Origin of the sequence: Propionigenium maris DSM 9537 (assembly GCF_027925155.1) — a bacterium.
Lineage (GTDB): Bacteria > Fusobacteriota > Fusobacteriia > Fusobacteriales > Fusobacteriaceae > Propionigenium > Propionigenium maris.
Genome location: NZ_BSDY01000005.1, coordinates 174328 through 187557 on the forward strand (window position 1 = coordinate 174328; position 13230 = coordinate 187557).

A 13230-nucleotide genomic window follows, 5' to 3' on the forward strand; every position below is an offset into this window, starting at 1 on the left:
TTATGAAATTTCGTGATAAGATATGGATTATATTTTTTATCTTAGTAGGTGGAGTAATAGCCTCTGTGATGATCTGTGAATACTTTTATGTGGAAAAAATATATACCAATAAAGAAAGTGTGAGAATGGACAATGTTTTTCACTACTACGAGGAAAAACTTGAGGGAGAGTTTTTCCTGAAGGAGGAGCTTCTTCTGGATAAGTATTTGATAGATGGGGTCCCTCAGGTAGCTGAATTGAGAAAACAAGATTTATTTATCTATGTCTCTGGTAGAAAGGGAGCCTGGAGAAAGGAGGAGCTGGCAGAGCTGCAACTAGTAAGAGGAAGCCAGGGGTATATCATCTCTCCAGAGGGTAATATTCTTGGATATAAAATGGATAGAGAGGGAAAGGCTTTTATCTTCAGGCTTGAGAAGGAAAACTTCCTGGGAGATTCCAAGTGGGCTTACTACAAGATATATATGGAGGGTATAAAGGATAGCAGAAAAAAGAATGAGAGGATAAAGGTAGAGGGAGAGACAGCTGAAAAAAAATACTATATTCCCGTTGAAAATGGACAGATATATTTAAAACTCAAAAGGGATGGTCTTCTCTTTCATTCGGTTCATAAAAAAGGACAGGAGATATACCTCAAGGGAGTGTTTGTCATACTCCTTCTGAGCCTCTTAGGAACGAGATACTTTGAAAGAACTATGTCAAAACCAATAGATAAAGCCGTAAGAAGGATCAACTCCTTTAATATAGAGGAGAGCCCAGGGGAAAGCATAAGCCTTGGGAATTTCAGGGAGTTAAAGGGGGTAGAGGATGGAATCAATAGAATATTGGAGGAAGTACAGAGGAGAAGGAGGAAGTATGAGCTCCTCTATGAGGAGATTCCAAACTTTACAGCAATACTAGATATAGATCTCAATATAATAGAGACCAATAGTTACTTCGATACCCACCTGAAAAAACCAGAGGCCTCAGGAACAGAGAGTTTCTTAAACTATATTCCAGATGATAAGATAAATTTGTTTACCTCTCTCTATAGAAAACTGGAGGAGGGAAGATCAGTTATAAATGAAAAGTTTTATATACTGGATGATGGGTTTAATCCCAGGGATGTTTTACTGACCATGAGAAAGGTCAAGCTAGATGGGGAGGAGGATGTTTTCCTCATGTCTGCTATGGATATGGTTTACTTTGATCTTTTAGAGATGGAGAGAGGAGTAAAGAAGGAGAAGTATGATAAATACACCAAGGTATATACAAGGGAGTATGGTAGTAACTACCTTGAAAGATATATAAGCCTCTTTAAGACCTCCAACTTCAGGTTCATAACAGCTCTTGTATGGCTGGATAATTTTTCAGAAGCGGGAAGTGGTTATAGGGGAAGCTCTCAGGTTGGACTTCTGAGGATCTTAGCAGATAAGATAAAGGAGTGTCTGAGAGGAACGGATCTCATCTGTAAGTATGAGAGAAATAATTTTATGCTTCTTATGCCTATGGTTAAAGCAAGGGGCGCAGATATAATATTTGAAAGAATAAGGGAAAAGCTTGAAGAAAGGGACAGTGAACTGGCTGAAAGGCTAAGATATGTCTTCCTGGAGTATAGCGGAATAAGATCAAAGGATGACTTTGTGCAGGAACTGGTAGAGGAGATGAAGGGAAGGAGGTATGAAAATAGGGAGATAGTGGAGGATAAGATAATAAAAGCTCTTCAAAATGAGGAGATAAAGGTCTACTTTGAACCCCTCCTGGATCTGGAGAGTAAAAGGGTTTCCCTTGAGGCGCTTTTAAGGTGGAAAAATACCTCTACTGGAACAATATATCCCGATGAGTTTCTTCCCCTTGCTGAGGAGAGCGGCCTTCTTCCAGAGATAACAAGGTATGTGTTAGAGGAGGTTCATAGGGCCATGGATATGGTAAAGGTTCCCATATCGGTTAATATATCTGCCACTGAGTTTATGAGTGGAGAGTTTCTTGGGGCTATAAAAAAGATATTTAGAGACAGAGGAAAACTCAAGAAACTTGAACTGGAAATACCAGAAGTAGTCCTCCTAGAGGATATTCCAAAGGGGTGGCAGAGGGTAAGGGAACTAACGGATATGGGTGTGTCCTTTAACCTGGATCACTTTGGAAGCGGAGGAAGTTCACTGCTAAGGATCAAGGACTTTAATTTTAAGAGGATAAAGACCGACAAGACCTTCATAGAAGGGATGGAACACTCAGAGGAGAAGATCAATACCCTGAGGGCTATGATAGGCATAGGAAGGGGACTGGGAACTCCAATCTCTGTTGTAGGAGTGGAGGGAAGAGTGCAGGTAAGGAAACTTCTGGAGTTAGGTTGTACCTCCTTCCAGGGGGAGTTCATAGGGAAGACCTCTTCAATAGAGGAGATAGTGAAAAAACTTGATGAGGGAGAGTATGAAAGAATTTTAGAGGAGATAATGGAGATTAAGGGTTAAAAGGATGTAGGGAGATAAAGGTTTTTACACCTACTCTACCTAACCTAAAAATTCCTTTTATACCCATCCTGTAGACTAATCCTGTAAACAAAAGTAATAAATAAAAGACCTCCCATGTAGGAGGTCTTTATTGTTATTTAATTTTTAAGATGACTAGGAATAGATATTATTAAGGTTTTACTTCAACATCTGTTATTATTCTATCTCCTTCTTGTGGGTGCCAAACTACAGTTGAGTCTATAGGGGTAGGCTGAGGTTCATTAAACTTAATAGTATAGGTCCCATCTCCATTATCAATAAACTCTCCATTTTCAACAGTGATATCATTAATTTTTCCTTCGCTACTGAAGGTTATTTCGCTGATTTTTTTGAGTCCTGTATTTTCCTCGGTAAATTCTAGAGGACCATGGTTGTTCCCATTTCCATTTCCATTGTCAGTTCCCTTTATCCACTCTAAATCTCCATCTTTATTGATGATCCAGGAGTCGTTTCCGTCGGGAATTAAAGAGCCTAAGTCATCTACAGGTCCACCATCTCCAGGATTACCGCCATCCCCGGGATCGCTATACTTTTCATTCCATATCTCATTGTCCTCATCTCCAGTGTAGTTACCATTCTTGAGGTTGGCATAAATCTTTCCATCCTCTTCTCTATAGAGCCATCCCCCGGTATTATCCCTCTCCTCTACCACCTTATTAGTGGCAGGCACCTTTTTAGCTCCTGGTGTTTCAGGCATGATGCTCTTGGAATAGAAGTTTGTAAATCTCTCAGAAAGTTCTCCCTTAGATGAGATATCCACCCCCTCGTTATTATTGGATGAAGCCGACAGAACTTCCCCATAGACAGGGTATCCCTCATTTTTAACATTGAACATCTCTATGGAGGTTCTCAGACTGGCCAGGTTTCCCTGTACATTGGCTACCTTGGCATCAGCTGTAACATCTGTAAACCTAGGAAGGGCAATTGCTGTCAAAATCCCAATTATGGATATGACTACCATCAACTCTATTAAAGTAAATCCTTTTTTCATAATATCTCCTTTATTTAAGTATTATTTTTCAAGTATAACTTATCTATAGGTAAACAGGAATATTATAGTATAAAAAGTATCGAATGTTAACTAAAAATTTAAAGAAGGAGAGCTGCCTAGATTAAGGCAGCTCTCTAATCTTTTACTCTTTTATTCATAGGAGATCTCATAGATGGCGTGATCATCAAACAATCCTAAAAAGCCATCAAAGTCAACCTCTACCTCGAAACCACCACCGGCTGTAGACTTGGGAGGTTCGTAGGCCTGAGTATAGGTATAGTGACCATCGGTATCGGGACCGCCAGTCAGCTCCCAGTTTTCAAGCTCTGAATTTGTCTTAAGGGAGATCTTGGCTACCTTCTCAAGCTCGGTATTGCTACTATCCAGTTTAATCCTTCCAATGGTAAGAGCCCCTGTTAACTCAAGAGCCTCTGTATCCTCGTTGTACTCAAAGGCGCTAAGGAAATCCTCAAACCAGCTGCCGGACTTTATAAAGGACTCTAAGTCGACTCCTGTAACTGAATGTATCTTCTCATCAGGACCGGGAGCCGGCGCAGGAGTGCTTCCTCCTCCATTATCTCCTCCACTGCCATCTTCATCCTCTTCAGAGAATTTAGCCTCATTCCAGATCTCGTTCCCTTCATTCCCAGTATAGTTTCCATTTTTAAGGTTAGCATAGATCAGGCCGCTTTCCTCTATATATAGCCATCCTCCGCTATCGTCCCTCTCCTTAACTACCTGATTTGTAGCAGAGGCCTCCTCAGATGCTGGTGTTTCAGGCATGGAGTTCTTAGAGTAGAAGGCTGTAAAAGCCTCTGAAAGGCTACCGTCTGAAGAAATATCACCACTACTGTTAGATGAAGCCGGCTGAACCTCACCATAGACAGGGTATTCCTCGTTTTTGACATGGAACATCTCTATGGAGGTTCTGAGGTTTAACAGATTTCCCTGGACCTGGGCTACCCTGGCATCATCTGTGATATCTGTAAATCTTGGCAGGGAAATTGCTGCCAGGATGCTTATTATGGATATAACTACCATTAACTCTATAAGTGTAAACGCTTTCTTCATTAAACTCCCCCTAAATATTGTAGATAATGTCCATTATATAATAAAAAATCAAACTTGTGAATGATATAACAATACTTAGATGGACATATACTCTTCTTCTTGAAGAAATTTGTGTAAAAGAAGGTATAAGGGGGTGTAAAAAAATTTACACTTCTTTTACAGAAAATTTATAACGAAGCAACACAGAGGAGTTAGAATAGGTTCATAAAACAAGAACAGAAGTTAAAGGAGAAAAAAATGAGTTTAAGAAAAATTAAGGATACCCTGATGAAACAGACGATCTTCGGTATCGCTGCATTTAATATTATAATTGTATTTTCGATATTTTTCTTTGTTTTTACAAATGGGTTGAAGTTTTTCTATGAGGGGAGTGTGGTAGACTTTTTTCTGGGAAGAACATGGATACCTCTGTCGGACCTCTATGGTTTCCTGCCTCTTCTGGCAGGGAGCTTCTGGGTGAGTGTAATAGCCCTTGGAATATCAGTTCCTCTGAGTCTTTTTGCAGCAGTTTATATATCTGAGTATGCTGGAAGGAGAACCAGGGAGATCTTCAAGATTCTCATAGAAACAATGGCTGCTCTTCCATCAGTTGTACTGGGATACATAGGACTCTATGTGTTTTCAGGATCCATAAGAGACTTCTTCGGGCTGAACTCAGGTCTTACAGCTCTAAATGGTGGAATACTTCTGGCACTTATGGCTATTCCTACAATGGTAAGTATAGCAGATGATGCCCTTGTAGCACTGGACAAGTCCTACAAGGAAGCTTCCCTTGCCATGGGAGCCAATAAACTGGAGACGATTGTAAAGGTGCTTCTTCCTGCGGCCTTCCCGGGGATATTTGCAGGAATAATGCTTGGATTTGGAAGGATCATAGGGGAGACTATGACGGTACTCATGGTAACCGGAAATGCACCAATACTGGATTCGGGCCCCCTTACAGCAGTGAGAACCCTTACAGCTACAATAGCTGCTGAGATGGGAGAGGTAACTATAGGGGATAAGCACTACTACTCACTCTTTACAATAGGAATAGTACTGTTTGCAATAAGCTTCCTTACAAATACCATAGCAGACTACTTTATCCATAGATCCAGAAAGATGAGTTAACCAAAGGAGAGAATGATGAGCGTATTAAAGGGTAGAAGTAAAGATATAATAGAGACGATAATCAAGGGCGTAGGGATACTATCCGTCCTCCCGGTACTGGGGATATTTGCATATATCATCTTCAAGGGGGTGCCGGCAATTACATGGACTTTCCTCTCAGAGACTCCCAGAGCAGGTATGAGAGAGGGGGGGATATTTCCTGTAATTGTGGGAAGTATAATGCTTACTGTGGGAACTATAGTAGCTTCGGTGCCCTTTGGGATCCTTACAGGGGTATACCTGGTGGAGTACTCCAAGGATAACTGGCTGAGAAGGATAATCAACCTGACCATAGTAAACCTTGCAGGAATACCAAGTATAGTCTACGGGCTTTTCGGAATGGCTTTCTTTGTAATAGCCATGGGCATGGGGAGATCCCTTCTGGCGGGTTCCCTTACCCTGGGAATTATGAGCTTGCCGGTAATTATAACAGCTACAAGGGAAGCCCTTCTGGCAATACCTAAGAGCCTGAGGGAAGCCTCCCTGGCCCTGGGAGCTACTCAGTGGGAGACAACCTGGAAGATAGTACTTCCTGCAGCTTTACCTGGAATCCTTACTGGAATAATCCTTTCAGTATCAAGAGCAGCGGGTGAAACAGCACCCATAATGTTTACAGCGGCAGCTTTCTACCTGCCCTTCCTGCCGGAGTCCCTAAGCGACCAGGTGATGGCCCTGCCATACCACCTCTATGTAATATCAACTCAGGTACCCAATATGCCAGAGTCCAATATGATGGGAACACTCTTTGTACTGGTGTTCATAACAGTGGGATTCAACCTGTTGGGAGCCTATGTCAGAAATAAATTCAGAAAATTCAGATAGATTTTAGGAGGAAAGATGGAGAACAATATAAGATTAAGTGTTAAGGATTTCAACTTTTACTATGGAAAGTTTCAGGCACTGAATAATATAAATATGGATGTGGAAAAAAATAAGGTGACGGCTCTTATCGGGCCGTCGGGGTGTGGAAAGTCTACATTTCTGAGATCTATAAACAGGATGAATGACCTCATTGAAATATCCAAGTATGAGGGGGTTATAGCTCTCGATGGAGAGGATATCTTCTCTAAGAAGCACGATATTGTGGAACTGAGAAAAAAGGTAGGGATGGTATTCCAGAAGCCAAACCCCTTCCCAAAGAGTATCTATGAAAATATCGTCTATGGTCCCAAGCTTCACGGAGAAAGGGAGAAGAAGAAGCTGGATGAGATAGTGGAGGAGAGCCTCAAGGCAGTAGCCCTCTGGGACGAGGTAAAGGATAAGCTTCACCAGTCGGCCCTGGGTCTTTCAGGGGGACAGCAGCAGAGACTTTGTATAGCAAGGGCCATAGCTGTAAAACCTGAGATCCTTCTTATGGATGAGCCTACCTCGGCTCTGGACCCTATATCTACCCTGAAGGTAGAGGAGCTTATAAGGGAGCTCCAGAAGGACTATACTATAATAATAGTTACCCACAACATGCAGCAGGCAGCGAGAATATCCGATTACACGGGATTCTTCTACCAGGGGATAATGGAGGAGTTTGGAGCGACTGAAAAGATATTTACAAATCCAGACAACAAGAAGACGGAAGACTATATAACTGGTAAATTCGGATAGGATAGACTGGAAGGGATATCCCACTATCAAATAACTGCGGAGGTAGGAAGATGAGAAACTTACATGAGAGAATAGATGCAATAAATGAGCACTTTATTGAGATGACTAAAAATGTAGAGAGGCTCCTGAGAATAAATATGGAGATGCTCAAGAAGAGGTCCTTTGAGAGATCCCTCTATGGAGAGGCAAAGGTAGTGGAGGACAGGATAAATGCCTATGAGGTAAAGATAAAAGAGGACTCCATAGTTGCCATAGCGATGTTTCAGCCTGCAGCTGGAGACCTGAGATCCCTTCTGAGTACCATAGAGGGTTCTAAGATGCTTGAGAGGATGGGAGACCTTCTCCTGGCTGATCTGAAACTCCTGAGGGAGATGGAGAAGAAGGGGGACCTTCATAAACCCCACCTGGACCTTGTAGGGGAGATGGTAGGAAAGGTAGAGGAGATATTTACAGCTTATACAACAGCCCTTGTGGAGAAGGACGATAAGAAGATCTACTCCATCCTTGCCCTGGATGAGGAGATAAATGATATCAGGGACAGCGTTGTAAAAAAGGTAATAGAGCTTATGAAGGAGTCCCCGGACAATGTGGAGTTTGGAAACCTTCTCCTGCTTTCTACAAAAAAATATGAAAGAATTTCAGATAAAATTATGCAACTGGGCAGGAGTTTGGTATATAATGTTAGTGGAGATAACCTTAGAAAACAGGAGTTAATAAAGAAGAACTAGAGAAAGGGTTCGAGATCTGGGAGGAAATATGAAGGTACTAATAGTAGAGGACGACATAGAGATACAACAACTGGTAGGTTACTTCTTTAAGAAGGAGGGGTATGAGGTTGAAACAGTGGGAGATGGTTTAGAGGGGTTAAAGAAGATCAAAACCTTTAAGCCAGAGCTGGTGATCCTTGACATAATGCTCCCTAGCCTTGATGGAAAGAACTTTACTAAGATCGTAAGGGATCTTCCCGAGGAGTATGGAGCTCCTGTAATAATAATGCTTACAGCTAAGACGGAGATCGAGGATGTGCTAGAGGGCCTTGAGATAGGGGCCAACGACTATATGAAGAAGCCCTTCGACCCAAGGGAACTACTTCTGAGGGCGAGGAAGCTCATCTCTGGAGAGAAGAGGGAGAGCAAGAAATTTACCTTTGCAGGGGTAGTTATAGATGATGACAGGCACCAGGTAACTGAAGATGGTGTAGAGATAGAGCTCTCTAAAAAGGAGTATGACCTGCTATATCTGCTCTTTAAAAACCAGGGGATAGTACTATCCAGGGAAAAGATCCTGGATAAGGTGTGGAACACAAGCTACTATGCAGGGGACAGGTCTGTGGATATCTATATCTCAAAACTAAGGGAAAAGCTTAAGAGTATCTCCAAAAATATACGTACGGTGAAGGGAGTGGGGTACAAATTAGAAGAAAGGAGATAATAACTCTATTACTGATATTGTTCTTAGAGGCAATTTTTATCAAAAGCAATATAATGAGGCTATCGGATCTGCATGGGGAACTGGCCAAGAGGACCCTCAAGGAGGACAGCAGCCTTATTGAGAACCTTTTAAAGATAAGTGATACAGAGGAGCAGTTTCACTCCTACCTTAAGGATGTGGATAAGAGGGTGACCATCATACAGCTTGATGGAAAGGTGATATATGATTCCATGATGTATGAGTTAGAGGAGAGCATGGACTACCACAGTAAGAGACCAGAGGTTCTGGAAGCCCTTGAAAAGGGCACTGGTTTTGATATCAGGTACAGCAATACCCTGAAAAATATGAGGGCCTACTACAGTGTGGTAACAAGGGATTCAGATGGAGAGGATTATATAGTGAGAACCTCCCTTAACTATGAGAGGGAGTACAGTGAGATAAAGAGGATACTCCTCTATGAACTGCTCTTCTTCCTGACTCTGAATATATTTATATATTTTTGTTATAAGAACTATCTTAAGGGGCACCTCTTCCTGAAGATAGAGGAGATCAGAAAAACTTTGGAGGAGGGAGCTGAGGTTACAGATATCTATTCCAAGGGGGATCTATGGATCTCCGAGTTCTGGAAGATAGTCAGTGAGTGGCAGAAGACAAACCTTGAGAATATGAAACAGCTGGAGCTGGATAAGGAGAGGCTCAAGAGGATTATCTCCAGTGTGGATATGTCTATCCTCCTCATAGATGAAAACCTCAATACGGTGATGAAAAACGATGCCCTGAACTTTCTCTACAGAGGGGGGAATCAACTTCCCTATTACAGAGAGGTTAAGCACATTGAGATTATAGATATAATTAAAAAGTGTGTGGATAAGAAGGTAGCCCTCAAGGAGGAGGTATATATATCGGAACTGAAAAAATACCTTCTTGTGGCGGTAAAGTACCTGAAACTGAACAAGCAGTATATTCTCACAGTGAAGGATATAACCAGAAACAAGGAGATGCTTGAGGTGCAGAAAAACTTCATCAGCAATATCAGCCATGAGCTCAAGACTCCCCTTACCAATATAAAGGGTTACCTCATAGCCTTAGAGGATGCTCCCGGGGAGATGAAGGACTACTTCCTAAACGTGGCTAAAAATAATGTGGATAAACTGGAAAACATCACCATGGATTTCCTGAATATATCTAAGCTGGAGAACTCCAGGGTAGTCAACCTTACCCCAGTTTCCTTTGAGAAGCTCAAGGGGGATGTGGAAAGGAGTATAGATGGCATCCTTACCAAGAAGAATGGAAGGGCAGTATACTCTGTGAATCTCTTGGATGAGAATGGCTATATGAAGGTAGATTTTGATAAGTTTACAACTATCCTTAAAAACCTCATGGAGAATGGAGTTATCTATAACGACAAGGAGGAACCAGTTGTAAAGGTTGATATTATGGAGCTCTACGATCACTACAAGATCACTGTAACAGATAATGGAATGGGAATACCTGAGACCGAGATAGACAATATCTTTGACAGGTTTTACCGGGTAGATAAAGCCAGAACCAGTAATGTGGCCGGAACGGGACTGGGACTGTCCATAGTGGCGGAGATGATCGACATACTGGGAGGAAAGTTAAAATTAAAATCTGAAGAGGGGAAGGGAAGTACCTTTACCTTTACAATGTTAAAATGATCAGCTTTTTAAGCTGATCTTTTTATTTTTAAGGAAAGCATAGAATTTATAAAAAAGTTATATGAAGTAATGAGGCTTCTTACTGATTATCAGGATGCAACGTTACGTTGCTTTTTATTGGGAAAATTTATGATAGGACTCCAGAAAGTAAATTTTTTTTAAAACCTTTCAATTTAAAAAGGAAAAAAGTATGTTGATTATGTCAATGGTTGGTAGAAAAAAAGGTGTTATTATCTACGGCATAAGGAGGAAGGGAAGAAAAAAGTCTTTGCCGGGGAGGGGCTGTTGTGAGGAGAGTAAAAAAAAAGGAAATATTTTACTCCTAAATATCAGGAAAAGATAATATAAAAAAAAGATGGTAATCATATATAAAAAAGAGATATTCTTTTTGAAAAAAAGGGACTATAATTCGCTGTCAATTTAAATTTTTAAAAAAAAGGAAGGGATAAAATGTGTATAAGTTAGATCAAAGAAAAACACCAATATTCAGTGTGTTAAAGGATGTATATGTAGGGAGAGGGGTAGTTCCCTTTCATGTTCCAGGCCATAAGAATGGTAGGGGAGTAGAGGAAGAATTTTATAAGTTTATGGGGGAGAACCCATTTAAAATAGATGTCACAATCTTTGAGATGGTGGACGGTCTCCACAATCCAAAGTCACACATAAAAAAAGCTTTGGAGCTTACAGCTGATGCTTATGGAGCCCAGGAAAGTTTCTTCTGTGTCAACGGGACTTCAGGAGCTATTCAGGCGATGATCCTTTCGGCGGTAAAGGCAGGGGATAAGATACTGGTTCCAAGAAATACCCATAAGTCGGTAAATGCCGGGATAATATTAAGTGGTGCTCAGCCTATATATATGGAGCCTGAGATAGATGAGGAGAACGGAATCGCCCATGGGGTAGCTCCGGAAACAGTAAGAAGGATGCTTATGGAGAATCCAGATGCGGCAGCAGTTTTAATAATAAACCCTACATACTACGGGGTGTCTACAAATCTTAAAGAGGTAGTGGAGATAGTGCATGAGTACAACATTCCCCTTCTTGTAGATGAGGCTCATGGGCCTCACTTAAAATTTAATAAGAAACTGCCAATGTCTGCAATGGAGGCCGGGGCAGATGCATGTGCCCAGAGCACCCATAAGATAGTAGGAGCAATGACCCAAGGGTCCATCCTTCATATTCAGGGGGGAAGGATAGCAGGTGGCAAGGTGAGACAAGTGCTTAGCCTTCTTCAGACAACGTCGCCATCATACATCCTTCTGGCTTCCCTTGACTGTGCAAGAAAGCAAATGGCTATCGATGGAGAAAGGTTAGTGGAAGAATCCCTTGAGAGAGCTGAATATCTGAGAAATGAAATAAACAGAGTACCTGGTTTTAAATCCATCGGAAGAGAGGTGCTGGACGGAAAGGGAAGATATTCCTTCGACCCAACTAAGGTATCGGTGAGTGCAAGGGAACTAGGGTTTACAGGGTATCAGCTGGAGAGGATCCTGGTGGATGAGTACAATATTCAGCCTGAACTGTCCGACTTCTACAATGTGCTTCTTGTTACAACATTTGGAGACAGGGATGAGGACATAGAAAAAGTAATAGCCGCTGTAAAAAGCATATCTAGTCAAAATAAATTCCAGGGAGCAGTACCTAAGTTTAAGGAGATTCCTGAGATTCCTGGGATGGATCAAATTCCAAGGGAAGCATTCTTTAGTGAAAAAACTAAAAAGCCATTAAAGGAATCAGCGGGGGCAATCAGCGGGGAATTCATTATGGCATATCCTCCTGGTATCCCAATCCTCTGCCCAGGAGAGATGATTACCCAAGAGATAATTGAGTATGTGGAGGACCTCAAGAGAGCAGGCCTCAGTGTACAGGGGCTGGAGGACGAAAACCTTGAGGAGATAAATATAATCAAAAGAGATGACGCCCTCTACATAAATGTAGAGAGGGTTCCAAACTTCCTCATGGGAGTTCCCTTCAATCTGGGAGCTGCATATACAGGAACGGAATATGCGGTGGACTACCTCTTTGGGGAGTATCCAGAGCTGAAGAATCAGATGGAGGTAATATCTCCTATCCACGAGGAGGAGGACCTTCTAAATACAAGGACCAAGTTTATAAACTCAGTGGCTGCAACCACCCAGGCTGTGGCAGAGAGAGTAAGGGAAGTTGTGGAAGATGGGTACAGACCAATAGTTGTTGGGGGAGATCACTCGATAGCTCTTGGAAGCATCTCGGGAGTGCTCAGCAGCAAGAGAACAGGGGTAATCTGGATAGATGCCCATGGAGATATGAATACTCCGGAAACAAGCCCATCTGGAAATACCCACGGTATGGTACTATCAGCTCTAATGGGATATGGAGATTCCAGACTTACCACCTTAAATGAGGGTAACTTCCTGGATCCCAAGGATGTAGTTGTCTTTGGAGCAAGGGACCTCGATCCAGGGGAGCTAAAGTTTATAGCTGAAACAGGAGTCAATGTAATAACCTGGGATGAGGTGTCTAACCTGGGGCTAGAGGCTGCCCTTGAAAGGGTTAAGGAGCTTTTAAAGGTAGAGAATCTGCACATAAGTTTTGATCTGGATTCAGTGGATCCAGAGGAAGCCCCAGGAGTAAGTGTACCAGTTAAGGGAGGATTTAAGCGTGAAGAGGTTCTGGAGATCTTCTCTACCCTGGAAGCTGCCTATGAAGTTACGTCAGTTGATATAGTGGAGCTGAATCCTCTGGCCGACAGAGAGGGAAAGAGTGTAGAGGTAGTCAAAGCACTGCTGCATCTCTTAGAGGGGTAGTGGAACGCACTCTATATGGTTAAAAAAAGGAGCTGTAA

Annotated in this window: 11 protein-coding genes; 9 read left to right on the top strand and 2 right to left on the bottom strand. The window is 42.0% G+C overall.

Annotation, left to right across the window (positions count from 1 at the left end):
* Positions 1-2: 2 nt before the first annotated feature.
* Positions 3-2447: a bifunctional diguanylate cyclase/phosphodiesterase gene (locus QMG11_RS06805; RefSeq protein ID WP_281834591.1), complete on the top strand. Its 2445-nt coding sequence runs from the start codon at positions 3-5 to the stop codon at positions 2445-2447.
* Positions 2448-2616: 169 nt separating this feature from the next.
* Here the strand turns inward: QMG11_RS06805 and QMG11_RS06810 are convergent, their stop codons facing one another.
* Together QMG11_RS06810 and QMG11_RS06815 are read right to left on the bottom strand one after the other, a co-directional pair.
* Positions 2617-3477 (bottom strand): type IV pilin protein, encoded by an 861-nt coding sequence (locus tag QMG11_RS06810; protein ID WP_281834593.1) that lies wholly within the window; start codon positions 3475-3477, stop codon positions 2617-2619.
* Between the two features lie 150 nt (positions 3478-3627).
* Entirely contained in the window at positions 3628-4548 is a 921-nt protein-coding gene (locus QMG11_RS06815) for a type II secretion system protein (protein ID WP_281834594.1), read from the bottom strand.
* A 237-nt stretch (positions 4549-4785) separates the two neighbouring features.
* Here QMG11_RS06815 and pstC point away from each other — a divergent pair, with 237 nt between their 5' ends.
* The 8 genes from pstC (at position 4786) to QMG11_RS06855 (ending at position 13192) form a co-directional block, all read left to right on the top strand.
* Positions 4786-5658 carry a phosphate ABC transporter permease subunit PstC gene (gene pstC / locus QMG11_RS06820; RefSeq protein WP_281834596.1) on the top strand — a complete coding sequence of 291 codons (873 nt, stop codon included), beginning with the start codon at positions 4786-4788 and terminating at the stop codon, positions 5656-5658.
* A gap of 15 nt (positions 5659-5673) precedes the next feature.
* Positions 5674-6519 carry a phosphate ABC transporter permease PstA gene (pstA, locus tag QMG11_RS06825; protein ID WP_281834598.1) on the top strand — a complete coding sequence of 282 codons (846 nt, stop codon included), beginning with the start codon at positions 5674-5676 and terminating at the stop codon, positions 6517-6519.
* Positions 6520-6534: 15 nt separating this feature from the next.
* A complete protein-coding gene (gene pstB / locus QMG11_RS06830) occupies positions 6535-7296 on the top strand; it encodes a phosphate ABC transporter ATP-binding protein PstB (RefSeq protein WP_281834600.1) in 762 nt (253 codons plus the stop codon).
* A 50-nt stretch (positions 7297-7346) separates the two neighbouring features.
* Positions 7347-8024, top strand: coding sequence for a phosphate signaling complex PhoU family protein (locus tag QMG11_RS06835; RefSeq protein WP_281834605.1), 678 nt, complete (start codon positions 7347-7349; stop codon positions 8022-8024).
* 28 nt (positions 8025-8052) lie between these two features.
* On the top strand, positions 8053-8727 hold the full coding sequence (locus tag QMG11_RS06840) for a response regulator transcription factor (protein WP_281834607.1): 675 nt from the start codon (positions 8053-8055) through the stop codon (positions 8725-8727).
* A gap of 53 nt (positions 8728-8780) precedes the next feature.
* Entirely contained in the window at positions 8781-10406 is a 1626-nt protein-coding gene (locus QMG11_RS06845) for a sensor histidine kinase (RefSeq protein ID WP_281834608.1), read from the top strand.
* Positions 10407-10596: 190 nt separating this feature from the next.
* Positions 10597-10749 carry a hypothetical protein gene (locus QMG11_RS06850; protein WP_281834610.1) on the top strand — a complete coding sequence of 51 codons (153 nt, stop codon included), beginning with the start codon at positions 10597-10599 and terminating at the stop codon, positions 10747-10749.
* Between the two features lie 109 nt (positions 10750-10858).
* Positions 10859-13192, top strand: a complete 2334-nt coding sequence (locus QMG11_RS06855; RefSeq protein ID WP_281834612.1) for an aminotransferase class I/II-fold pyridoxal phosphate-dependent enzyme — start codon at positions 10859-10861, stop codon at positions 13190-13192.
* Positions 13193-13230 lie beyond the last annotated feature (38 nt).

Bases quoted from the DNA above. Each gene is read 5' to 3' on its own strand.
- QMG11_RS06805 (WP_281834591.1), top strand. From the start codon at position 3: ATGAAATTTCGTGATAAGATATGGATTATATTTTTTATCTTAGTAGGT.
- QMG11_RS06810 (WP_281834593.1), bottom strand. From the start codon at position 3,477: ATGAAAAAAGGATTTACTTTAATAGAGTTGATGGTAGTCATATCCATA.
- QMG11_RS06815 (WP_281834594.1), bottom strand. From the start codon at position 4,548: ATGAAGAAAGCGTTTACACTTATAGAGTTAATGGTAGTTATATCCATA.
- pstC (WP_281834596.1), top strand. From the start codon at position 4,786: ATGAGTTTAAGAAAAATTAAGGATACCCTGATGAAACAGACGATCTTC.
- pstA (WP_281834598.1), top strand. From the start codon at position 5,674: ATGAGCGTATTAAAGGGTAGAAGTAAAGATATAATAGAGACGATAATC.
- pstB (WP_281834600.1), top strand. From the start codon at position 6,535: ATGGAGAACAATATAAGATTAAGTGTTAAGGATTTCAACTTTTACTAT.
- QMG11_RS06835 (WP_281834605.1), top strand. From the start codon at position 7,347: ATGAGAAACTTACATGAGAGAATAGATGCAATAAATGAGCACTTTATT.
- QMG11_RS06840 (WP_281834607.1), top strand. From the start codon at position 8,053: ATGAAGGTACTAATAGTAGAGGACGACATAGAGATACAACAACTGGTA.
- QMG11_RS06845 (WP_281834608.1), top strand. From the start codon at position 8,781: ATGAGGCTATCGGATCTGCATGGGGAACTGGCCAAGAGGACCCTCAAG.
- QMG11_RS06850 (WP_281834610.1), top strand. From the start codon at position 10,597: ATGTTGATTATGTCAATGGTTGGTAGAAAAAAAGGTGTTATTATCTAC.